The organism is Paenibacillus sp. BC26 (genome assembly GCF_900116125.1).
Taxonomy (GTDB): domain Bacteria; phylum Bacillota; class Bacilli; order Paenibacillales; family Paenibacillaceae; genus Paenibacillus_Z; species Paenibacillus_Z lignilyticus.
Genome location: NZ_FPAD01000005.1, coordinates 363,332 through 386,622 on the forward strand (window position 1 = coordinate 363,332; position 23,291 = coordinate 386,622).

Genomic DNA, 23,291 nt, shown 5'->3' on the forward strand with positions numbered 1-23,291 from the left:
GGCGGGTGACGTAACTTTATTCGGACAAGGGAAAGGAGCTGGAGGTGGATGCAGCGGCATCAAAAAACAGCAACTATTTTATCTGTTCTCGCCATGGGTCTTGGTCAACTGTACAATCGTCAGTTCGTGAAAGGCATTCTTCTGCTTTGCGTTGAAATTATGGGCGGCTACTACTTTATTCAGAAGCTTCCGCATGCCATTTGGGGTCTTGTTACGCTCGGCGATACGCCGACGAAGCTCGTGAAAATCGGCAAACGCTATAAAAACGTGGTCGGCGACCACTCCGTCAACTTATTGATCGGCGGGCTTGTTATTCTGATTTTATTCAGCTTATTTGTTGTCATCTATGTGATGAACGTCAGGGATGCGAACCGAACCGGCAAGCTGCGGGATCAAGGCGTAACACCGGCATCGTTTAAACAATCCGTCAGCTATGTAACCGACAAACGGTTCCCTCAGTTGCTGCTGACGCTGCCTGCCATCTCGGTGCTGTTCTTAACGATCATGCCGATATTGATGGCGATCCTGCTGGCATTCACCAATTACTCCGCACCGGAGCATATTCCGCCTGCGAAGCTTGTCGATTGGGTTGGGTTCCAGACGTTTATCGATTTGCTCCAATTAAAGACGTGGAGCCATACGTTCTACGGCGTTTTCATTTGGACGGTTATTTGGGCGGTTATCGCCACCGTTACGACGTATTTCGGCGGTTTGTTCGTCGCGCTGCTGATCAATCAGCAGGGCATTCGTTTCAAAGGGATGTGGCGTTCGATCTTTATCATTCCTTACGCGATTCCACAGTTGATCTCGCTGCTCGTGATGCGTAACTTATTTAACGGTCAATTCGGGCCGATCAATCAGTATCTCGGCTATTTCGGGATTGGCAAGCTTCCTTGGCTGACCGATCCGTTCTGGGCGAAGGTTACCGTTATTCTCGTCAACATGTGGGTCGGGATTCCGGTCTCCATGGTCCTTATTCTCGGCGTACTTACTGCGATCCCAAGAGATATGTACGAGGCTGCCGAGGTGGATGGCGCTACAGCGTTCCAGAAGCTTCGCGTGATCACGCTGCCTTTCGTGTTCTTTGCCACAACGCCGATTCTCATCACGCAATTTGCAGGTAACATCAATAACTTCAACGTCATCTTCCTGCTGACGAACGGTGATCCGGTTAAGGGTGACTATCAGTACGCAGGCAGCACCGACTTGCTCGTTACATGGCTGTACAAGCTGACGCTTAATAACAACAAATACAATTTTGCATCCGCGATCGGTATTATCATCTTCGTGATTGTCGCTTCGCTCTCGATTTTGAGCTACCGTCGTTCACGGTCGTTTAAAGAGGAGGATATGATCCAATGAGTATGAAATCGAGGAACGTCTTCCGCTTAACGTTGACCTATATCATTCTGACACTGATCGCGATTTGTGCGATTTATCCGGCTATATGGGTGCTGTTCTCCGCTCTGCGTCCCGGCAGCGCACTGTTTAGCGAACAGTTCTTCCCGAGTCATCCGACTCTTATCCATTTCAAGGAGCTGTTCACTTCGCCTAGCTTCAGCTTCGGCCGCTGGTATTGGAACACGCTGAAGATCGCTACACTGTCGATGCTTCTGTCGACCTTGCTGACTACGCTGAGCATGTACGCGTTGTCGCGTTTCCGCTTCAAGGGTCGTAAAACCTTGCTCACTACGATGCTCGTCCTGGGGATGTTCCCGGGTTTCATGAGCATGGTCGCGATCTATATCCTGCTGCTTCAGCTGGATTTGCTTGATACGCATGCAGCGCTCGTTCTCGTATATTCTTCGGGATCCGTGCTTGGCGGCTTCATTGTAAAAGGGTTCTACGATACGATTCCGCGGAGCTTGGATGAAGCAGCGCGGATTGACGGTGCAAGTCACTTAACGATCTTCTGGCGCATAATGCTGCCATTGTCGCGTCCAATGCTTACGTATATCGGACTAACGACGTTTACAGGTGCATGGGTAGACTTTATCTTCGCAAGACTTGTTCTGCGTTCCAAAGAAAACTGGACGCTTGCAGTCGGCATGTGGGATATGGTGGCTAATTTCCAGAACAGTAACTTCACGATGTTCGCGGCAGGCGCAGTTATGATTGCGATTCCGATTATGATTCTGTTCGCGTTTCTGCAGAAGTTCCTCGTGGAAGGACTCACTGCGGGGGCATCCAAGGGGTGATGATCATCCGTACATGTATAAGCAACAAATTCGCGGCGGCCACATTGGCCGCCGCTCTTCTAATCGGATTGCTGGCAGGTTGCTCCTCTTCTAAGAACGAACAAGAGCGAGAGAAGAAGGTTGGAAAAGGAACGGTTGCGGCACAGGTCGATGAGCAGCCGGGAACGGTTTATTATGAAATCTTTGTACGTTCCTTCTCGGACTCCAACGGAGACGGCATTGGCGATCTGAATGGCGTGACGGAGAAGCTGAGCTACCTGAAGGAGCTGGGAATTGGCGGGATCTGGCTGATGCCGATTAATCCTTCGCCCAGCTATCATGGGTATGATGTCACGGATTATTATGGCGTGAACAAAGATTACGGCACGCCGGAGGATCTGAAGAAGCTGACGAATGCGGCGCATAAGCTGGGGATTAAGGTCATTATGGACTTGGTCGTCAATCATACGAGCAATGAGCATCCTTGGTTCAAATCCGCGATCGCTGATCCGAAGAGCCCTTATCGAAATTGGTATCATATTGAGGAAGCGGATGCACAGGTGCCGGCAGACGGTGCTGTGGGCGGCAATCCGTGGCATCCATTCGGAAGTTTGAAGTACCTGGGCGATTTCTGGGAAGGGATGCCTGATCTGAATTTTGACGAACCCGCTGTACGCAGCGAAATGATCAAGGTCGGCAACTACTGGCTGAAGCAAGGCTTGGATGGGTTCCGGATGGATGCGGCGAAGCATATTTACGGTGACTTCGCGTCCACTGTCAACACGGATGCTGTGAAAGCGAGCAATCAGAAATGGTGGCAGGAGTTCCGTAAAGGTATGATGGGGACAAAAAAGGATGCTTATATCGTAGGCGAAGTCTGGGATTCCTCGGTTATCATCGCGCCGTATCTGGATCAAGCGCTCGATTCGGCCTTTAACTTTGATTTGGCGAAGAAGCTGCTGTCCGGCGCGGATCGGGAGCAGAATCCCGATATTGCGTTTAGTCTTGGCCGCATCTACGAGATGTACAACAAGTCATCGAATGGTGTGTTTGTGGATGCGCCGTTTCTGACGAATCACGACCAGAATCGGACGATGAGCGAGCTTGGCGGCAACGTCGATCATGCCAAGATGGCGGCAGCCCTGCTGCTTACGCTTCCGGGTAATCCGTTCATCTACTACGGCGAGGAACTGGGCATGAAGGGGATGAAGCCAGACGAAGCGATTCGCGAGCCGATGCCTTGGTATGCTTCAGGGACTGCGGGCGGCAAAGGGCAGACGACCTGGGAAGCCTCCCGTTACAACACGACACCGAATACGGTATCGGTTGAAGCGGAGCAGGCTGATCCGAACTCGCTGCTCTCGCATTACAAGAAGCTGCTCGCTTGGCGCAATGAACTGCCTGCCTTGCGCGATGGCACGATTGTAGAGAAAAACACCGATAGCCCGGCCGTTGCTGCTTATTACCGAGTGACGAACGATCAGAAGGTTCTCGTTGTGCACAATATGTCGAAGGCGGAGCAGATTATCGATCTGACTTCGGGCGGAAACGCAGCGAAGGATGAGTTCAAAGAAATCGCGCGCTCCAGCAAGGACGGTGCGAAATTAGGCGAAGGCAAGCTGAAGCTGCCGCCGTATAGCACGGTTGTTTTACAATAGTTAGGGGCTGTTCTGCCTGGGATCATCGGAGGATGATTCGGGGTGGGGCAGCTCTTTTTTGTGTGTGCATCGGTGCAGCATTGTGAGTAAGTTGTGGATAATGTGGATAATATGTGCGTAAGTTTGGGGATAATCGAGGATGGCAGATTGGCTGGCCGCGTTGAGTTTAGCCAATTGGCTCGATTTGAAAAGCTAACGAACCTCGGGGGAGGGGAAGGCTCTAAGGAATTGTTGAGTGAAGCTCTAACAAATCCTTCTAGTCTTATTTGCCTCAAAATCGGCCAAAAAAAATTCTAACGAATCGTAGAGATGCTATTTGGCGGTTTGCGGGCGGAAACGGGGGGATTTTACCTAAATAAGACCTGTACGATTCGTTAGAATTCTAGAAGCGAGAAATTCGGTCAAATAAGGCTTCTACGATTCGTTAGAATTCAAGAAGCGAGGAAATCCCGCCCGATTACGCCTATTCGGTTCGATCGACAGTCTCCCACGGCTCATTAGCTTAGCATAGCGGTTAGTTGCGTAAGTATAAGCAACTCCGGCTCATTAGCGCATAGCCCGCAGCGGCGGCAGCGAAAGCCCCTTTGGCTGTCCCTGAAGCAGCATTTTCATCGCACGCTCCCCCTCCAATACCGCATCACAAGAACTGCAGGGTGGGAGTGGTCGAAATGCGAATATTAAATTATTCAATTTATAACTTGTAAAATTAAATGTTTATGTTTAATATAATTCAATATACGATACAAGTTTTTAAAATCACTTTCAAAACAGAAGGAGGGATTGCTCTGAAGTATCCACCACCGCAGCAATGTCCCGTATGCGAGAATAAGCTGACGATCCAAGAGCTCAAATGCGATCATTGCCACACGACGATTAAAGGCAGCTTCGAATCGACCCGATTGGCCTCCCTGAACGACGAACAGCTGAGATTCGTGGAGGTTTTCTTGAAAGTTCGGGGGAACATCCGGGAGATGGAGAAGGAGCTTAGCATCTCGTATCCGACGGTACGGAACCGGCTTGACCACATCGTGGAAGCGCTCGGTTACCAGACCACGCCGGCTGAGACGCCTGCCCCTGCAGAAGATTCACAGCGCAAGCAAATTTTAACGAAGCTTGATGAAGGTACGATTACCGTGGAAGAAGCGTTGAAGCTCATCCAGGCCAACAAAAAATAAAGGAGCGATTGCGATATGCGTGAAGAACGGACGATGATTACGAGAATGATCGAGGAGCGGAAAATTACCGCGGAGGAAGGCTTGGCGCTGCTCGAAGCACTCGAGCGAGGCGAGAGTAAGCCGGTTGAAGTCGAGGAAATTGCAGTCGCTCCCGCTCCGCAGCTTAACGAAGATGGAAGCGGACAGATAACGCAACGGGGACAAGGCGAGGCTAACTGGGAAAGCAAGCACCGCACGTTTCCGACGGAGTATGTGGAATTTGCGACGGATAACGCGTCCATCCGGTACCGGACATGGGACGAGCCATTTACTCAGGTGAACGTCACGGCCAGGATGGATAGACCTGACAGAAATTTCGATTTGTCCCAATGGCTGCAGGGGGCGGTTACTCAGAGCTCCGATGACGAACGTTATCGATTCAGCTTGAAGACGGACGATCTGAACGGCCGTCAAGTAGATCTCGCCGTATCCATTCAAGTTCCGCAAGGACAAGCCTACGAGTTGTTCCACATGTCTGCGACGAACGGCAGCCTTGATGTCCAGCAGATTAATTCAGAGACGGCTGCATTCACATCGAACAACGGAAATATCGTGATTGAAGGCATGCAGGTTGAGCAGGTGAATGTAACAACGGTTAACGGCTTGATTCACATAGGCGGGCTCCTGGCGGAATCAGCGGTTCTTACGACTACGAACGGCAATATTATAGCGAAAGGCCAACTGGAGGAGCTGGAATGCCGCACAACGAACGGTTCCGTCCATACAGACGGCGTTATAGCCGAGAAGATAGAGGTACACACGCAGAACGGCAACATCAAAGCGAACTGTCAGTTCGAGGAATTGGCATGCAAATCGCAAAATGGGAAGATTGAGATTCTGGTAGCGAACTCGTCTTCCGAGAGCAGCATTACCGCTAAAACACATAATGGTCACATTGCGATTCAATTCCCGGCTCATTCGACCGGTGTTTATGGGGAATTAAATGTCAACCATGGTCGCGCCGCTTGCCGATTAAATGGCCAACAGTTGGTCGACAAAAAACAGGGCGATGATGCCGACTCCTGCCAAACATTCCGTCAAGGAGACGAGGAATTAACCTATGTGGAGGCTTCTTCCCATAACGGATCGATCCATGTGAGCGACGAATTTTAGCTTGCATGTATTGCTCCTGAGGAAGATATCCCTTATGCTGGAAATTCCTTATACTTCCATTTTGAAAGAAGGATGATGGTGGAAACACAAGCACTCAGTCCGAAGAAAACACTCATTCGTAACCTGAAGTGGATCCTGACCACCTTGTGGCAGCATGACAAAGCAGCGGTCCTCTTCATGGCTGTGGCGGCGATCGCCGAGGCGGTTGTACCGATGATTGTAGTCTTGATTCCCAAATTAGTGTTGGATGCCATCGCACGAAGCAGTAATTTGAAGGGGCTATACACCGTCATTATCGGACTTGGCTTGCTGCTCTTTGCGGCTCAAGCGATTGCCACATGGTCCACGCATCAAGTATGGCCCCGCTTCTCCGTATTCCGCATGCAGCTCATTCGCCTGTCGGGGAAGAAGTTCATGGAGATGAATCAAGAGGATATTGAAAATGCAAAGGTGCTCGATTTCAGTCAGAAAGCAGACAATGCGGTACAAAATGACGGAAACGGGGTCGAAGGGCTGCTTCACAGCGTAACGGAGATTTTGAACCGGGCGCTCGTCGTCGTCGGCTGCTCGGCCATCCTGCTTAACTTGAATGTCGTCGTTATTCTAGTCCTCGGCATCATCATTTCGATTAATTTCTATGTCAATTTGCGCAACCGTTATGTGGAGAAAAGCATCCTCGATTCTCTCTCCACGATTTTTCGGCAGACGGACTACATCATGGCAGCGACGAAAAATTTTAAATTCGGCAAAGACATCCGTTTGTTCGGTTTAAGCAAGTGGCTGTCGGATAAGTTTTGGAGCGTTGTAAGCGTTGACATCGCGAAGAGCTGGCTGCTCCGCAAACGCTACATCATTATCGATGCGGTGTACAATATCGGCATTGTCGTGCAAGAAGCCGTGCTTTACGCTTGGCTGATCTATAAAGTGCTATATGCGGATTTGTCGATTGCAGACTTTACGATGTACGCGGCCGCCGTTCGGGCATTCTCTTCGAACTTCGGTCAATTGCTGGAACGGTTCGCAGAATATTTGCAGCAAAATATGCGCGTGGACGACTATCTGGCGTTTATCGGGCTGCCGATCCGGGACAATTCCTTGGAACGAATCGCGCTCGTGCCTGATTCGAATGCCTCCTATACCATTGAATTTGAGAACGTGTCTTTCAAGTATTCCGGGCGGGACGATTATGCGCTTCGAAACGTTTCAATTGTACTCAAGCCCAAAGAGCGACTGGCGATTATCGGATTGAACGGCGCCGGCAAAACCACCTTCATCAAACTGCTGACGCGGATTTATGAGCCGACGGAAGGGCGGATTTTGCTGAACGGGACGGATATTCGCCATTTTGATAAGAAGACGTACTACCAAATGTTCTCCGTCGTGTTCCAGGAGATTATGATGTTTGCTTTCTCGGTGAAGGAAAATGTCGCCGTGCGAGAGCTCGATGTGCTGGATGCCGGTAAAGTCGAGCGCGCCGTTCAAGGGGCCGGGCTGGGCGACAAAATCGCCAATCTGCCGAAAGGCTACGATACCTACGTACAGAAGGTGCTGGATGAAGAGGGCATCGAGTTCTCCGGCGGCCAGAACCAGAAGATCGCCCTCGCCAGGGCGCTCTATAAGGATGCGCCGATTGTCGTGCTTGATGAACCGACGTCCGCGCTTGATGCATTGGCGGAGTATGAGGTCTATCAAAGCTTCGATCGGATGATCGGCGAGAAGACCGCCATTTATATTTCGCATCGACTCTCCAGTACGCGGTTTTGCACGAATATCGCGGTGTTCAACGATGGCCGGATTGAAGAATACGGCACGCATCAAGCGCTCATTGCGCAGGGCGGCACCTACAAGAAGATGTTCGATATGCAAGCCGTATACTACAGCAATGAGGTGAAGGTCGTTGGCTAAAGCGAATCGGAATCACGTTGGCACGCTGCGAACACTGGGCTATTTCTACCGCTTCACATGGCGCCACAACAAACGTTATCCGCTCTATTTGGTACTGAGTATTTTGCTCAAAGCGGTTGTTCCTTTCCCGAACATTCTGTTCCCCAAATATATAATCGACGAACTTCTTGGCGGCAAAAGCATTGAGAAGCTCGTGCTGTACACGGCGCTGTTGATCGGAAGCAACCTTGTGATCTCCTCGCTGCTGTCGGTGTGCAACCATCTGCTGCAGTTCATCAATATGCGGACGAACAAGCTGCTCGATTTTGTCATCATTAATAAAGCGATGGCGATGGACTACGAGCATATCGAGAATGCATCGGTGCTGAACATGTCGGAGAAAGCGACCTCCTCGATGAAGTGGGGCACTTGGGGCATGTACGGCGTCACCTCCAAGACCGTCGAAATTCTCGCGGGCATCATTACGCTTGCGGGTCTAGGCTATGTTTTCTCCACGGTGGAATGGTGGATCGTTGCGCTGGTTCTGCTTTTTGTCGCTTCGAATATGTATTTTGGGGCTAAGCTGTCGGAGGCCAATCATCGTTTCTGGGGCAAAATGTCGGGCTACAATCGGATGTTCGACTACTTCCGTGGGATCCTGAAGGACTTCAAATTCGGCAAAGACATTCGGCTGTACGATGCTTCGGGGTTAATTCTGAGTCGGCAGCAGGAAAGCATTCAATTCAATCGCAAAATCTCCGGCGAGTGGTCCAGCCTGAACGTGAAATACAACATGCTGTTCAACTTCATGAACGTGCTGCAGCAAATGATGCTGTATGGGTATTTTGCGGCGAAGGTGTTCGCGAATGCGATTACGATCGGCAGCTTTACGATGTATATTGCGGCTGCATCGGCGCTGAAGGACAGCATCGAGAACGTCTTCGGTGAAACGCTGCGGCTGCGGGAACAGGCGAAGTATCTGGCTGAGTTCGTTCGGTTCGCGGAGCTTGAGGATGTGAAGCCCCGGGGGCAGGCGGCGCTGCCGGCGGAGCGGGATTTTGTCATCGAGTTTCGGAAGGTGTCGTTCAAGTATCCGGGGAGCTCGGAGATGATCTTAAAGGACTTCTCGATTACGATTCCGTTCGGGCAGAAGCTGTCTGTTGTGGGAATGAACGGTGCGGGCAAAACGACTTTTATTAAGCTGCTGACGCGGCTGTATGATCCGACTGAAGGACAGATCTTGTTGAACGGGGTGGATATTCGGACGATCGAGCTGGCTGAATACGAGAAGCTGTTCTCGGTCGTGTTCCAGGACTTTGCGATCTTCGCTTTCAGTATGAAGGAGAACATCCAGATGACGATGGGCGATCAGGCCGATAAACTGCATGAGGTTATCGACAAAGCCGGTTTGACGAGCGTGGTGGAGACGCTGGATAAAGGTGTCGATACGGCGGTTTATACATATTTTGACGAGGATGGCGTGGAGTTCTCCGGTGGGGAAACGCAGAAGATCGCGCTCGCGCGCTCGCTGTATAAAGATGCGCCGGTCGTGGTGCTGGATGAGCCGACGGCAGCGCTTGATCCGATTGCCGAGTATGAAATCTATAATCGGTTTAACGAGATTATTTCCGGCAAGACGGCCGTGTACATTTCGCATCGGTTATCCAGCTGCAGATTCTGCGATGTCATTGCGGTCTTCCATCAAGGCCGACTTATCCAATATGGCAGTCATGATGAATTGATGCTGGAGCGGGAAGGCAAGTATGCGGAGATGTTTAATGCGCAGGCGCAGTATTATGTGGATGAAGGATCGGCGCAGGCGGGATGATGGCCTGGGTTCGCCGGGATTGGAACAAATAGGCGGTGCAGCTGGTGGCTGGATGGCTGCATATTTCCTCTCCGCGGAATAAACACTAACCTGAGGTTTACTGTCAGAAGCGGGAAGGACGGCATGGCATGATTGATGAGAAAATCGTTGGCATTCTGGATGATCGCATTGAAACGATCAAAAGCAAAAACGGTACGTTGATCTTAGTTGGGCCTATTCAGCTGCCGGTTAATTTAGAGGGAGAAACGCATACCTTCCAGTGGTATTGCTGGCTTCCGTGCCGGGATCTGGTCCATACCGAGGGCGGATGCAAGGAAAAGGAGCGGACCGAGTTTCTGATCGAGCAGCTGTCCGCGTCCAATCTCGCGGAGAAGCAGCAATCGAGCGCGCTCGTGTTCGGCGACTTCGCAGGCGGTGAGGATGCTTTGATCCGTATGCATAGCATCTGCCATACGGGGGATATTTTCGGGAGTAAGCGTTGCGATTGCGGGTATCAGCTGCACCAATCGATGAAGATGATCACCGCGCACGGTACCGGCGCTCTGTTCTACTTGGCCAACCATGAAGGGCGAGGAATCGGGCTGTTCAGCAAGGCCATGGCTTATCTGCTGCAGGAGAAGGGCTACGACACGGTGGAGGCGAATCTGGAGCTTGGGTTCCAAGATGATACGCGCAGCTACGAGGAAACGCTGCTTGTCCTCGGCCATCTGCGCAGCAAACCGGTCACGCTCATCACGAACAATCCGAGGAAACTCGCGGCCCTCAAGGCATCCGGCATGAACGTGGAAGACCGCGTCCCCCTCTGGGGCGACATTTCCGAGTTCAACCGCAAGTACCTCGAGACCAAAGTGAACCGCTCCGGACACTTCGCGGAGGAACTGCCCATCCCTTGAGTGGGTGGGGAAAGGCTGACTCTTCATCATCGTAGGTGATGAAGGGTTGGTCTTTTTTTAGTTGTAGCGCTTGTTCGGATGCTGCATGTGGCTCACGGCCAGAGTGGAATTAGGTGTAGCTCACCGAGGGATCTACATTGGCGGGTATTCGGGGAGAAGGGAGCAAGCAGCTCACCTAGAGATCTATATTAATCAAAATTCGGCGGGAAGTGAGCATGTAGCTCACCCGGGGATCTACATTGGCAAGACCCAGACAGAAGAGTGGCAATCAGAGCAACACATTGGTTGGAAACTAACTAATTGAGAACAAGAGTCGCCCTCAGAGCAACACATTGGCTAGAAACTGACGAATTGAGCACCAGAGTAGCACTCAGAGCAACACATTGGCTGGAAACTGACCAATCGAGTAGCAGAGTAGCCTCCAGAGCAACACATTGGCTAGAAACTGACGAATCGAGCGCAAGAGTGGCCCTCAGAGCAACACATTGGTTGGAAACTAACTAGTCGAGAACAAGAGTGGCCCTCAGAGCAACACATTGGCTAGAAACTGACGAATCGAGTACCAGAGTGGCAACCAGAACAACACATTGGTTAGAAACTGACCAATCGAGTAGCAGAGTAGCCTCCAGAGCAACACATTGGTTAGAAACTGACGAATCGAGCACCAGAGTGGCAACCAGAGCAACACATTGGTTAGAAACTGACGAATTGAGCAGCAGAGTGGCAACCAGAGCAACACATTGGCTAGAAACTGACGAATTGAGCAGCAGAGTGGCTCTCAGAGCAACACATTGGCTGGAAACTGACCAATCGAGTAGCAGAGTAGCCTCCAGAGCAACACATTGGCTAGAAACTGACGAATCGAGCGCAAGAGTGGCCCTCAGAGCAACACATTGGCTAGAAACTGACGAATTGAGCACCAGAGTAGCACTCAGAGCAACACATGCCGCTCGAAAATGAGGGATAGCTCCGAAACCAACCCCGCTAGGCGGTGGAAGGAAGCTGAGAGTAGGAAAATCCGCCTCTCAGCCCCAAACTCGCCGCCAAAAAGAGCCGAGAGTCGGAAAACGCGACTCTCAGCTCCGAAACCAACCCCGCTCGGCGGTGAAAGGAAGCTGAGAGTAGGGAAATCCGACTCTCAGCCCCAAACTCGCCTCGAGATGCGAGCTGGCGCGGCCAGAAACTACCCCATAAGCTTATAAACAACGAAGTCAAAGCCGCCGAGCGCGATGGAGAGCTGCTCGCCTTTCGCCGCTGCTGTGGTGCCGGCGAACATATCCTGCCAGTTCCCGCTCGCAGCCGGCACAGTGAGGCTGCAAGCCTTCGCTCCCGCGTTCATGGCAATGATGAATTGCTCGTCGCCGCTGCGGCGAGCGTACACAACCGCTGCATCGTCAGCCTCTGCATGGAGGAACGTAATGTCCATCGAGCGCAGAGCGGCATGCTGCTTACGAAGCGCGATCAGCGTCTGATAGAACTTCAGCAGATCGGCGTTCTGCTGCTCCTCCTCCCACACCATGCACTGACGGCAGTCGGGGTCGCCTGCGCCGGACATGCCCACTTCATCACCGTAATAGATGCACGGCGTACCCGGGTAGGTCATTTGGAACAATGCGGCCAGCTTCATGCGGCCTTCTTCCCCTTCGCACAGCGTGAGCAGGCGCGGCGTGTCGTGGCTATCCAGCAGGTTGAACGCAACTTCGGTCGCTTGCTGCGGATAGTTCGCCAGCTGCGTACCGATCGCGTTCGCGAAGCTGCGGCCGTCGAGCTTGCCAAATGCGGCATAATCGAGCACGGCGTTGGTGAACGGATAGTTCATAACCGCGTCGAATTGATCGCCCTCGAGCCACATCATGGAATCATGCCAAATCTCGCCGAGAATGTAGGCATCGGGATTCACGTCCTTGACCGTCTTGCGGAAGTCGCGCCAGAAATGATGATCGACCTCATTCGCGACATCAAGCCGCCAGCCGTCGATGCCGATTTCCTCCACCCAGTAGCGGGCTACGCGAAGCAAGTACTCTTTGACATCCGGGTTCTCGGTGTTCAGCTTCGGCATGATCGGTTCAAAAGCGAACGTGTCGTAAGTAGGGATACCGTCCTCGATACGCAGCGGCCATTCACGCACATGGAACCAGCCTGCATACTTCGACTCGGCGCCTTTCTCCTGCACATCCAGGAACGGAGGGAAGGTAGCGCCGGCATGATTGAACACCGCATCGAGCAGCACGCGCATGCCGCGTTTGTGGCAGATGTCCACGAGCTCCTTCATGAGCTCGTTCGTGCCGAAATGAGGATCCACCTTCAAATAATCCTGCGTATCATATTTGTGGTTCGTCGTCGCTTCGAAGACAGGGGTAAAATAAATCGCGTTTACGCCCAGCGTCTCCAAGTAGTCAAGATGATCAATTACTCCCTGAATATCGCCGCCGAAGAAGTTCTTCGGAGTCGGTTTGCCGCCCCATGGCTCTACCTTGTCGGGATCGAGAGACGGGTCGCCGTTCGCAAAACGTTCCGGGAAGATTTGATAGAAAACGGCTTCCTTCACCCAAGCCGGCGGCTGGAACACGTCGATCGGGTTGATGAACGGGTAGTCGTAGAACGTGAGGGAGTCGGAAGGAAGCGCGTCAACGAAACCACTTTCGGTCAGCCACAGCGTCTTCGTGCCTTTCTCCAATTGGAACGCATAACGCAGGCGGCGAAACGGCGGTTCCACGGCAACTTCCCAGTAGTCGAACCTAGCATCCGTTGTAAAAATACGCATCGGCACGATTTGCATCGTTTTGTCCCAGGCATATTTGTCGCCTACCACGGCTTGAACAGCGTCCATGTCGCCTTTCTGCGTGCGGATACGCAAATGCAGCGTGGAACGGTCATAAGCATAAGACCAGTTTTGTTTCGGACGATGATAAATGGCTTCGAGCATCATAATAAGGCTCACTCTCCTCAAATAGATCTAAACCAATGCAAAAAAGGTACAACCTCGTCATTCATAGCGAGGTTGTACCTTTGCGGTAGCATGGCCTTTTAATTACGTCTATTGTACCACAACTTCCACCAATTATTCACGCCTAAATCACTGCTGCAGCAACTTCAGCTCCTCCTCATGAGGCGCGAGAAGGATGCAAGTAAGCTTCGAGTAAAATGCGAACACTAAGCATACAGGTTTCACCCAAAGTTTGGCTCAAGCCTGTCCACCGCTTGACACCCGCTGCCAAAGGAGCTATTATCACTTGAGGCTAACTAACGTTCGTTAGGCAATAATACGAACCATGCAAGGGGAGAACTAAAGATGACGGCGAATCGGTTGAAGCAAGCTGCATTGACGTTATTTGCGGATTCAGGCTATGAAGGCGTGTCGTTATCGGAAATCGCCAAGTCAGTCGGGATTAAAACACCGTCGATCTATGCTCATTTTGACTCCAAGGAACAGCTGTTTATCGAGCTGCTGGAGGACGCGATTCGGGAGGAGCGGGAAAAGTTTCTGCTGCTGCTTCAGGGCATGGAGGATCATCCGCCAATCGAGCGGCTGTATGCCGTGTTCTTGTTTTACACCGATCTCGATCAGATTACGAAGGGGCAATCCTTCCTTAAGCGAACCATGCTTGTCCCGCCACGGCATTTGGAGTCGCGGCTTAGTCAATATTTTACGACCTACGAAGAGGAAGTAACGGTTTACGTATCGGCGCTGCTTCGAGGCAGCTCGAACGGGGGAACGCTCGGCGAGGAACAGGCTGAACGGCTGCTTGCTTTGTTTTATGCGCTAATTGACGGGTTACTGGTGGAACATAAATTGTATGATTCGGCGTTGTATCGGAAGCGGCAGGAACAGCTGTGGAGCTGGCTGCGGGAAGCGTTGAAGCCGGGAACGGCATAGAGAGGGGATGAGTCGCGATGGCGTGGTTGTATTTGCTGTTGGCCGGACTGCTTGAGGTAGGCTGGGCTTATGGCATGCAGGCGTCTGACGGGTTTACGGAATGGCTGCCTAGTTTGATTACTATTGTGCTGTTAATTATAAGTTTTATGTTGTTTGCCAGAGCGATGCGAAGCATTGAAATCGGAACGGCTTACGCGATATTTACCGGTATTGGTACCGTGGGTACCGTCATTGTCGGCATCGTTCGCGGAGAGCCGGCGGATCTGCTCAAATTGCTGTTTATTGCGATGCTTATCGGGGGCATTGTGGGGCTCAAAGTGATATCAAGCAAGGAAGAGACAACGAAGAAACCTCAGGCGGAGCTTGCTGCTCAAGAGGGAACGGAGTAAGGGGAGGTGGCTTAAGTGGCCTGGTTGTTCTTGCTCATATCTGGGCTGGGTGAGGTAGGCGGCGTGACGGGCATGAAGCTGTCGAATGGATTCAAGAACTGGAAGGGAACGGTGCTCGCGTTAGCCTCCGGGATGGTCAGCTTTTACTTCCTGTCGCGATCGCTGCAGGATGTTCCGATCAGTACCGCATACGGGGTTTGGACGGGAATCGGCTCGGTCGGCAGTGTTTTGCTTGGCATGCTGGTGTTCGGTGAATCGAAGGATAAACGGAAATTGCTATTTATCGCTATGATCATAATAAGTGTTGCTGGTTTACGGGTTACAGGCGGCGGTCATTAATGACTGCCGTTTTTTTATGTTGTGGGGCAACAGATAACAGATACCGTACATACGCCAAAATCATAAGAAAAGCCCGCAAGCGAGGTAATGGTTACCTCTCTTGCGGGCCGGCGGCTGCGGTGCAATTCTCTCCAGGCTGAGCTGTCACATCTTGCTTAGCCATTTTCTCCTCGGCGCGCGGATTACACGCCCGTATTCACGCCGCTCATCAGACCGAGCAGCTCCTCAGCGGGATAAGCGCCGGACAGCGCATAGCGGTTGTTAAAGACGAAGAAAGGAACACCGGTAACCCCGATTTGCTGCGCGCGCTTCAGATCGGCGTCTACGGCCTCGCCGCCTTCGCCGTTCTCAAGACGAGCTTGCAGCTCCGGAGTGAATACGCCGAGCCGTTCCGCAATCAGCATAATGACGCTCATCTGCGCAACATCCAGCCCTTCTTCGAAATAAGCGCGGAACAGCTCTTCCACTGCTTCTGCCTTACGTTCTTCTGGCACAATCGCCACGAAACGATGCGCAAGCCGCGTGTTCGGCATCCGGGTGACCCGATCGAAATGGAACGTCACGCCGACAGCAGCACCGGCTTGCGTAACCTGCTGAGTCGCGCGTTTCATCGATTCGGGGCCGCCCATTTTCTTGGCCATCACATCATCGAACGGTTTGCCTTCTTCAGGCAGGTCGGGATCAAGCTGAAACGCGTGATAGGTGACGGTGACCGGTTCATCGTTCTTCTCCGACCAGAGCGCCAGCGCACGGTATAGATTTTGCTTGCCGATGCGGCACCAAGGGCAGACCACATCCGAGTACAGGTCAATATGCATATGGAAACGACAACCTTTCGAATAGTTTGTCAGGTCTTCTCATCATTTGTTGCGTTACATAACCATGCTAATGTAGTTTTGCATATCAAGCAAGAGCAGATACGGCGCACGCGGCATTTTCGAAAATTTGCTTTGTTATTTAAGAGGGCGGTAAACTAATTCGTATAGAAAGCTTCGGTCAGTAAGGAGGGGACTTTTTTGATTGAAATTGGTCTGTGCGGCTGGGGGGATCATTCGGAGCTGTACCGGGAAGCGGGCAAGGACAAGAATAAGCTGCCTGCCTATGCGCAGTGGTTCCGGGTCGTCGAAGTGGACAGCACGTTCTATGCCATCCAGTCCCCGCAGGTGATGGAGAAATGGGCGGTTGAAACGCCGGATAACTTCCGCTTCGTCATTAAAGCGTATCAAGGGATGACAGGTCATGCACGCGGGGGAAAAGGGCATCACCCCTACGAAAGCGAAGCGTCGATGTTCCAAGCGTTCCGGGAAGCAATCGAGCCGATCCGTGCCGCCGGCAAGCTGCTTGCCGTGCTGTTTCAATACCCGCCTTGGTTTAATTGTACGCGCCCAAACGTGGAAACGCTGCGGACGGCCAAAGCCCGGATGGCCGATATCCCTTGCGCCCTCGAATTTCGGAACCAGAGCTGGTTCACGAACGAGATGAGCGAGAAAACAATCGCCTTTACGCGCCGCGAAGGCTGGATTCATACGGTATGCGACGAGCCGCAAGCCGGTGAAGGCTCAATTCCTATCGTGGAAGCGGCCACGGACGAACAATTCACCATCGTTCGGCTCCATGGACGCAACACGGATGGCTGGGTTTCGGCCGGACAACCTAACTGGCGGGATGTCCGTTATTTGTATCGTTATAACGAAACGGAACTGTCGGAGTGGGTGGAGCGGCTGAGGCGTTTGGAGCAGTTAACCGGCACCGTATGCGTACTGTTTAATAACAATTCCGGCGGGGATGCGGCGGATAACGCCTTACAGCTCATGGCGATGCTGCATCAGCTGCCGCCCCGCGGCTCATTCAAACTGCCGCCGCCGAAGGAAACCGCGCAGCAGCTGGAGCTGTTTGAGTAAGCGCCTGAATAGACAACTGCTCCGATTCGCAAAATAGAAGTACAACCGCCGTTGACAGGTTCAACTGTAACTGATATGATTACAGTACAAAGCGGGGTGCCGTTAAGCATGAACAGCGAATTCACCATTGCCGTACACAGTTTGGTTTACTTGGCTTTTCTGCCTGAGCGCATGGCTCCAAGCGAAGCCATTGCCGATAATGTCTCGACCAATCCTGCCAGAATCCGCAAGGTGATGAGCTGTTTGAAGCGAGGCGGTTATGTCGATACCAGGGAAGGCGCCGGCGGCGGATATCGGCTTACACTGGATCCGGCGATCGTCAACCTAGCCGACATTTACCGGTTAATGGCGCAAGGCTCCGTTATTCCGAGCTGGTGCTCGGGCAATCCAGAGATGGATTGCGTAGTCGGGTCGAACATGCGGGAAGTCATGGATGGGATCTTTTGCAGAGCGGAGAAGCAGCTGGAGAATTATTTCGGCGGCATTACGATCTCCGATGTGCTGGGTCAAATCAAGGAATGTGAAGAGTGTTGAACAAGGTGTGACGGGGTTTCCCTTCCCATAAGCTTGTGAACTTATAGTAGAGAGGATGATTGAATATGGCAGTAGCATTGACGAAAGACACATTCAACAAAAGCATCGAGAGCGGCGTAACGCTCGTTGATTTCTGGGCACCATGGTGCGGACCTTGCAAAATGCAGCTTCCAATCGTAGAAGAGCTTTCCGGCGAGCTTGCCGGTACAGCTACAATCGCTAAAATCAACGTGGACGAGGAGCCTGAATTGGCATCCCAATTCGGCGTTATGTCGATTCCGACACTGATTCTTTTCAAAGACGGTCAACCGGTTGACAAAATGGTTGGTCTGCAATCCAAAGACGCCCTGAAAAACAAAATTCAAGGCCAAATCTAAGCATTTCTTTACGAGCCCTCGCGCCTTCATGGTGTGAGGGTTTCGTTGTGTAAATACATATCCGATACCGAGATGATTGGATTCATTTCTGCGTCTATATAGGTAGTGAATAAACCGTCAAGGGGGCAGGGTCTTCCATGCAGAACTGGCTCGCGCAGCTTCGCAAAGGCTATGGCAAGAAGTTAGCTAAGCTTCATTCCGTCAACGGTTGGATTGTCGTCATTCTGACGCTGACAGGATTGGTGTTGTTCCAAGGACTTTGGCGCGGCATTCTTGGTGAAGGCCGGGTTATCATTCGTTATGTGCATATCGTGGTCGGGATTGCATCGCTGCTGCCGGTTGTGTTCTATTTGGCGCTGGCCGCGAAACACTGGAAACAGCTGAAGGGGAAGGCATGGCAGAAAGCCAATGTCATCATCGTACTGGGGCTGTTGGTCGGGTGGCTGCTGTCGGGTGTGCTTCTGTGGCAATTCAAGGCGGTTGGCCCGGCATGGGCGAGCATTGCGCTCACCATTCATGACCTGCTGACGTGGATCGGACTTCCTTATATCATCTACCACTCCATCACAAGGCTGAAATGGCTCAAGGAGCCGCATCGCCGCACGATTAAGACTGGACAGCAAGGAGAAGGCGTTCATCCGGCGGCCAGACCGGAGGCGGTCATGTCGAGGCGTTCGTTTATTCGGGTTACGATAGGAGCGGGGATTGCCATTGCGATCGGACCTTCTTTTCTAAAATGGCTCGGCAACCAGGCGTCGCCCGGCGCGAATCTCGAGGAGATCATAGAATCGGATGCGAACTCGCTCATTCCCGCACCGCAGCCCCTTCCGGCTTCTTCGCCGCCGATTGGCGGAGGAAGTCGCGGCTCGTTCCGGATTTATACGGTGACGCCGATTCCGGAGTTCGACAACAGCACCTTCAGTTTCGTTGTCGATGGTCTGGTGGAGAAACGGCTGCAGTGGAACTGGGAGCAGTTTGTGGCGCTGAAGCGGGAAGTGCAAGTGAGCGATTTTCACTGCGTGACCGGCTGGTCCGTTCTCGGCAACACGTGGGAAGGCATCAAGCTCAAGGATTTCTTGAAGATGGCCGGCGTGAAGCCCTCTGCGAAAACAGTAAAGTTATACTCCGGCGACGGCGTGTATACGGACTCGCTAACCCTCGAACAGGCCGATATGGATGATGTCATGGTAGCGGTTCTGCACGATGGCAAACCGATCCCAAGCGACCTCGGCGGTCCGGTGCGGCTGATCGTGCCGAAGATGTATGCGTATAAGTCGGTCAAATGGCTGAACCGGATTGAGCTGATTGACGGGAATCACACCGGGTACTGGGAAGAACGCGGCTATGATATTGATGCGTGGGTGTAGGGAATCGCTACCACGGCGCTTTTCACCTTAAAATTGGGTTTGACATTCACGTTACGTAAAGGTGTAGAGTGAGGTTGTCGGGAGGTGATGAAGGTGGAATATACGGTTCAGAAGCTGGGCAGGCTCGCGGGAATCAGTACGAGGACGCTGCGGTTCTATGATGAAGTAGGCATTCTTAAGCCGGCAAGAATGAATTCTTCGGGTTACCGTATCTATGGTCAGGCGGAGGTCGACAGGCTGCAGCAGATTTTATTTTATCGGGAGCTTGGCGTTAGTCTGGATCGCATCAAAGAGCTTCTGACTGATCCGTCCTTCAATGGCACCGCAGCTTTAATTCAGCACCGGGAACAGCTTCTCGACAGAAGACGGCAGCTCGATGCGCTGATCGCAAACGTAGATCAAACCATCGCTGCGGCTGAAGGGAGAATCTCGATGAGTGACAAACAGAAATTCGAAGGCTTTAAGCAGCGCATGATTGACGAGAATGAACAGAAATACGGCAAGGAAGCACGCGAGAAATACGGCGATGACGCAGTCAACAAGTCGAATGCGAAGGTCAAGGGCATGTCGCAGGAAGACCACGAGCGGGTAACTCGTCTGGCCGAGGAAATTAAGGAGACGCTGGCGGAGGCTTTCAAGCAAGGTGATCCGGCGGGCCAGCTCGCGCAGAAGACTGCCGATATGCACCGTCAATGGCTGGGCTTCTATTGGCCTCAGTACACCAAGGAAGCTCATGCTAACCTGTCGCAAATGTATGTGGACGATGAACGGTTCAAGGCGTATTACGACGTGGATCACCCGGGAGCAGCTGAGTTTCTGCGCGATGCGATTCATATCTATACAGGCGTAAGTAAGCCGTAGGCAACGTTGTGATGGCTGAAGGCGAACAAGAAAAAGGGTGCCCACGGATTGCGGGACACCCTTTTAGTCGTGCCGATGCTCCGCAGAGGGAGGGTCCGCGAGATCGGCTTACTTATCGGTTTTCTTCTTCACATGGTTGAAGTTGGTGATGGACTTGGCATCTTCAATCGTATCGTTGACGAAGGCCATGTCCTGATTCTTGGCGTGCATCTTGGTTGTGCCTTTGTAGTTGCCTTTATGGGTTTGGTTTTCCATGTCGGTTCACCTCCGAAGGATGGTCGCACATGAGGTAGTATGTTCGGAAGTCGAGGGTGGCATGCGGATGAAGGCGAACGTTTGGAAGCCGAACAATTTCTCCAATATTAGCGGATTAACGTGGAAAATCAAACATTTACAAGCTGGGAATCCGCGGAGTCTCCTTTTTTATTTGCCCCCCTTCATGTATAATGTCATGAGATTGTTTAATACGGAACAGGGGTGTCTTCATACATGGCTTTGAAAGCTGGAATCGTCGGACTGCCGAACGTAGGTAAATCGACTTTATTTAATGCAATAACGCAAGCGGGCGCGGAGTCCGCGAACTATCCGTTCTGTACGATCGACCCGAACGTAGGCGTCGTTGAAGTACCGGATGAGCGTCTTGATAAATTGACGGAGCTTGTTGTGCCGAACAAGACCGTTCCGACTGCTTTTGAATTCATCGATATTGCGGGTATTGTAAAAGGCGCGAGCAAAGGCGAAGGCCTCGGCAACAAGTTTCTTGCGCACATCCGCGAAGTGGATGCGATCGTACACGTCGTTCGCTGCTTCCAAGATGACAACATCACGCACGTATCCGGTAAAGTGGATCCGATCGGCGATATCAACACGATCAACCTGGAGTTGATTTTGGCGGATATCGATTCCGTGGATCGCAAGATCGAGCGTTCCCGCAAAAACCTTAAAGGCGGCGACAAGAAGGTCGTGCAAGAGGTGGAAACCCTTGAGCGCGTGAAAGAAGCGTTGTACAACGATCTGCCGGCGCGCAGTCTTGACCTCTCCGAGGATGAGAAAGCGATCATTCGCGATCTTCACCTGCTGACGATGAAACCGGTCTTGTACGCGGCTAACGTAAGCGAAGGCGAAGCGGCAAACTCCGATGGCAACAGCTACGTGGAGTTGGTACGCGAATTCGCGAAAGCGGAAGGCGCAGAAGTTGTGCCGATCAGCGCGAAGGTAGAGTCCGAAATCGCCGAGCTTGAAGGCGAAGACAAAGAAATGTTCCTGGAGGAGCTTGGCCTCACGGAATCCGGCCTTAACCGCCTGATCCGCGCAGCTTACAAGCTGCTTGGTCTGTACACCTACTTCACGGCAGGCGTACAAGAAGTGCGTGCATGGACGATCCGTAAAGGCATGAAGGCGCCGCAAGCGGCAGGCGTTATTCATACGGATTTCGAGCGCGGCTTTATCCGTGCCGAGGTTGTGTCCTACGAAGATCTGATGGCGGCAGGCTCCATGAATGCTGCGAAGGAAAAAGGACAGCTTCGCCTTGAGGGTAAAGAATACGTGGTGCAAGACGGCGACGTTATGCATTTCCGTTTCAACGTATAGCGACTGAATGATTGGTTTTAGGGCCCGAAATTCTCGGGTCCTTTTGCTATGCTTGCGGAAGCCCGTGCTAAAGTCGGCAAATTAACCAGAATTGTCACGTTTATGGTTTGCAGTGCGTTATGTTATACTAAAAGAACAATCAATTGGATTTATTCTAAAGTAGAGGTGAATGACAGTGTTGGACCGTTTACAGGCACTCGCTGACCGGTATGAGAAATTGAGCGAGCTGTTGTGCGATCCGGATGTGGCTAGCGATCCGAAGAAGCTGCGCGACTACTCCAAGGAGCAGTCAGACTTGCAAGCTCCTTATGAGGCATATACGGAATATAAGCAAGTATCCGAGCAGCTTGATGAAGCGAAAATCATGCAGAACGAGAAGCTTGATGAAGAAATGCGCGAAATGGTGAAGATGGAAATCGACGAACTGAGCGCGCGCAAGGCTGAGCTGGAAGAACATATTCATGTTCTCTTGCTGCCGAAAGACCCGAATGACGATAAGAACGTGATCGTGGAGATCCGCGGCGCTGCCGGCGGCGACGAAGCGGCATTGTTCGCATCGGATTTGTACCGCATGTATATGAAGTTTGCGGATACCCAAGGCTGGCGCGTAGAGCTGCTGGAATTCAGCGAAAGCGATCTTGGCGGCTTCAAAGAGGTTATCTTCATGGTAACCGGCAAAGGCGCCTACAGTAAGCTGAAATTCGAAAGCGGCGCGCACCGCGTACAGCGGATTCCGGTAACGGAGTCCGGCGGCCGGATTCATACGTCGACTTCAACCGTAGCGGTTATGCCGGAGGTTGAAGAGGTCGAGATCGAAATCCTCGATAAAGATATTCGGGTCGATACGTTCTGCTCCAGCGGTGCAGGCGGTCAGTCCGTTAATACAACGAAATCAGCGGTTCGCGTGCTTCACGTTCCGACGGGCATCATGGCTCAGTGTCAGGATGGCAAGTCGCAGAACGAGAACAAAGCGAAGGCGCTTCAAGTTCTTCGTGCGCGGATTTCGGATATCAAGCGCCAAGAAGAAGAAGCCAAGTATGCCGGCGAACGCAAAAGCAAAGTCGGTACAGGCGACCGCAGCGAGCGGATTCGGACGTACAACTATCCGCAAAGCCGCGTAACGGATCACCGTATCGGCCTTACGCTGCACAAGCTCGACTCCGTGCTGAACGGCGACATGGAAGAGATCATCAATGCGCTGACATTGACGGCTCAGACGGAATTGATGGAGCGCGAGAATCTGGTTTAAGCGCAGGAGTTTGAATAGATGGAAGAAACGGGAGCGGCCT

The 23,291-nt window shown here is 52.1% G+C and carries 21 protein-coding genes; 18 read left to right on the forward strand and 3 right to left on the reverse strand.

The genetic code is table 11. From position 1 onward, the window contains the following. Positions 1 to 48: 48 nt before the first annotated feature. From BM412_RS27605 to BM412_RS27640, 8 genes are all read left to right on the forward strand, one after another. Positions 49 to 1,362: a carbohydrate ABC transporter permease gene (locus tag BM412_RS27605; RefSeq protein WP_091224912.1), complete on the forward strand. Its 1,314-nt coding sequence runs from the start codon at positions 49 to 51 to the stop codon at positions 1,360 to 1,362. Beyond that, a complete protein-coding gene (locus BM412_RS27610; protein WP_091224913.1) occupies positions 1,359 to 2,198 on the forward strand; it encodes a sugar ABC transporter permease in 840 nt (279 codons plus the stop codon). Before BM412_RS27605 ends, BM412_RS27610 begins: the two co-directional genes overlap by 4 nt. Further along, complete coding sequence (locus BM412_RS27615) at positions 2,198 to 3,835, forward strand: alpha-amylase family glycosyl hydrolase (protein ID WP_091224914.1); 1,638 nt, start codon at positions 2,198 to 2,200, stop codon at positions 3,833 to 3,835. The genes BM412_RS27610 and BM412_RS27615 overlap by 1 nt, the downstream gene beginning before the upstream one ends. 716 nt (positions 3,836 to 4,551) lie before the next feature. Then, a complete protein-coding gene (locus BM412_RS27620; RefSeq protein ID WP_091224915.1) occupies positions 4,552 to 5,010 on the forward strand; it encodes a DUF2089 domain-containing protein in 459 nt (152 codons plus the stop codon). Positions 5,011 to 5,025: 15 nt separating this feature from the next. Continuing rightward, the gene (locus tag BM412_RS27625) at positions 5,026 to 6,162 is read left to right on the forward strand and encodes a DUF4097 family beta strand repeat-containing protein (protein WP_091224916.1); all 1,137 of its coding nucleotides are present in this window, start codon (positions 5,026 to 5,028) and stop codon (positions 6,160 to 6,162) included. A gap of 75 nt (positions 6,163 to 6,237) precedes the next feature. After that, a complete protein-coding gene (locus BM412_RS27630; protein WP_177246125.1) occupies positions 6,238 to 8,067 on the forward strand; it encodes an ABC transporter ATP-binding protein in 1,830 nt (609 codons plus the stop codon). Continuing rightward, on the forward strand, positions 8,060 to 9,874 hold the full coding sequence (locus BM412_RS27635; RefSeq protein ID WP_091224918.1) for an ABC transporter ATP-binding protein: 1,815 nt from the start codon (positions 8,060 to 8,062) through the stop codon (positions 9,872 to 9,874). The genes BM412_RS27630 and BM412_RS27635 overlap by 8 nt, the downstream gene beginning before the upstream one ends. 128 nt (positions 9,875 to 10,002) lie before the next feature. Continuing rightward, the gene (locus BM412_RS27640) at positions 10,003 to 10,767 is read left to right on the forward strand and encodes a GTP cyclohydrolase II (protein ID WP_091224919.1); all 765 of its coding nucleotides are present in this window, start codon (positions 10,003 to 10,005) and stop codon (positions 10,765 to 10,767) included. 1,183 nt (positions 10,768 to 11,950) lie between these two features. On the opposite strand, the gene BM412_RS27650 is transcribed toward BM412_RS27640, so the two are convergent. Continuing rightward, on the reverse strand, positions 11,951 to 13,696 hold the full coding sequence (locus BM412_RS27650; protein WP_091224921.1) for an alpha-glycosidase: 1,746 nt from the start codon (positions 13,694 to 13,696) through the stop codon (positions 11,951 to 11,953). A 363-nt stretch (positions 13,697 to 14,059) separates the two neighbouring features. Between BM412_RS27650 and BM412_RS27655 the strand changes: the two genes are divergently transcribed. Genes BM412_RS27655 through BM412_RS27665 form a run of 3 tightly spaced genes read left to right on the forward strand, consistent with a single transcriptional unit; the run spans position 14,060 to position 15,372 of the window. Further along, positions 14,060 to 14,644 (forward strand): TetR/AcrR family transcriptional regulator, encoded by a 585-nt coding sequence (locus tag BM412_RS27655; protein ID WP_091224922.1) that lies wholly within the window; start codon positions 14,060 to 14,062, stop codon positions 14,642 to 14,644. Positions 14,645 to 14,661: 17 nt separating this feature from the next. Then, a complete protein-coding gene (locus BM412_RS27660) occupies positions 14,662 to 15,033 on the forward strand; it encodes a DMT family transporter (RefSeq protein WP_091224923.1) in 372 nt (123 codons plus the stop codon). Positions 15,034 to 15,048: 15 nt separating this feature from the next. Beyond that, complete coding sequence (locus tag BM412_RS27665) at positions 15,049 to 15,372, forward strand: DMT family transporter (protein ID WP_090982155.1); 324 nt, start codon at positions 15,049 to 15,051, stop codon at positions 15,370 to 15,372. A gap of 182 nt (positions 15,373 to 15,554) precedes the next feature. On the opposite strand, the gene BM412_RS27670 is transcribed toward BM412_RS27665, so the two are convergent. Next, positions 15,555 to 16,190, reverse strand: coding sequence for a DsbA family oxidoreductase (locus tag BM412_RS27670; RefSeq protein WP_091224924.1), 636 nt, complete (start codon positions 16,188 to 16,190; stop codon positions 15,555 to 15,557). A gap of 198 nt (positions 16,191 to 16,388) precedes the next feature. Between BM412_RS27670 and BM412_RS27675 the strand changes: the two genes are divergently transcribed. The 5 genes from BM412_RS27675 to BM412_RS27695 all read left to right on the forward strand — a co-directional run bounded on the left by BM412_RS27675 (position 16,389) and on the right by BM412_RS27695 (position 20,412). Beyond that, entirely contained in the window at positions 16,389 to 17,273 is an 885-nt protein-coding gene (locus BM412_RS27675; RefSeq protein ID WP_091224925.1) for a DUF72 domain-containing protein, read from the forward strand. A gap of 108 nt (positions 17,274 to 17,381) precedes the next feature. After that, positions 17,382 to 17,807 carry an RrF2 family transcriptional regulator gene (locus tag BM412_RS27680; RefSeq protein WP_091225085.1) on the forward strand — a complete coding sequence of 142 codons (426 nt, stop codon included), beginning with the start codon at positions 17,382 to 17,384 and terminating at the stop codon, positions 17,805 to 17,807. 65 nt (positions 17,808 to 17,872) lie between these two features. After that, complete coding sequence (gene trxA / locus BM412_RS27685) at positions 17,873 to 18,184, forward strand: thioredoxin (protein ID WP_090982163.1); 312 nt, start codon at positions 17,873 to 17,875, stop codon at positions 18,182 to 18,184. Between the two features lie 137 nt (positions 18,185 to 18,321). Continuing rightward, entirely contained in the window at positions 18,322 to 19,551 is a 1,230-nt protein-coding gene (locus tag BM412_RS27690) for a molybdopterin-dependent oxidoreductase (protein ID WP_091224926.1), read from the forward strand. Between the two features lie 93 nt (positions 19,552 to 19,644). Then, the gene (locus tag BM412_RS27695; protein WP_091224927.1) at positions 19,645 to 20,412 is read left to right on the forward strand and encodes a MerR family transcriptional regulator; all 768 of its coding nucleotides are present in this window, start codon (positions 19,645 to 19,647) and stop codon (positions 20,410 to 20,412) included. Positions 20,413 to 20,520: 108 nt separating this feature from the next. Here BM412_RS27695 and BM412_RS32270 read toward each other — a convergent pair whose 3' ends face one another. Continuing rightward, positions 20,521 to 20,667, reverse strand: a complete 147-nt coding sequence (locus BM412_RS32270) for a hypothetical protein (RefSeq protein ID WP_177186699.1) — start codon at positions 20,665 to 20,667, stop codon at positions 20,521 to 20,523. 234 nt (positions 20,668 to 20,901) lie between these two features. Here BM412_RS32270 and ychF point away from each other — a divergent pair, with 234 nt between their 5' ends. Both ychF and prfA read left to right on the forward strand, forming a co-directional pair. Then, positions 20,902 to 22,002 (forward strand): redox-regulated ATPase YchF, encoded by a 1,101-nt coding sequence (gene ychF, locus BM412_RS27700; protein WP_091224928.1) that lies wholly within the window; start codon positions 20,902 to 20,904, stop codon positions 22,000 to 22,002. A gap of 175 nt (positions 22,003 to 22,177) precedes the next feature. After that, positions 22,178 to 23,251 carry a peptide chain release factor 1 gene (gene prfA / locus BM412_RS27705; RefSeq protein ID WP_091224929.1) on the forward strand — a complete coding sequence of 358 codons (1,074 nt, stop codon included), beginning with the start codon at positions 22,178 to 22,180 and terminating at the stop codon, positions 23,249 to 23,251. Positions 23,252 to 23,291 lie beyond the last annotated feature (40 nt).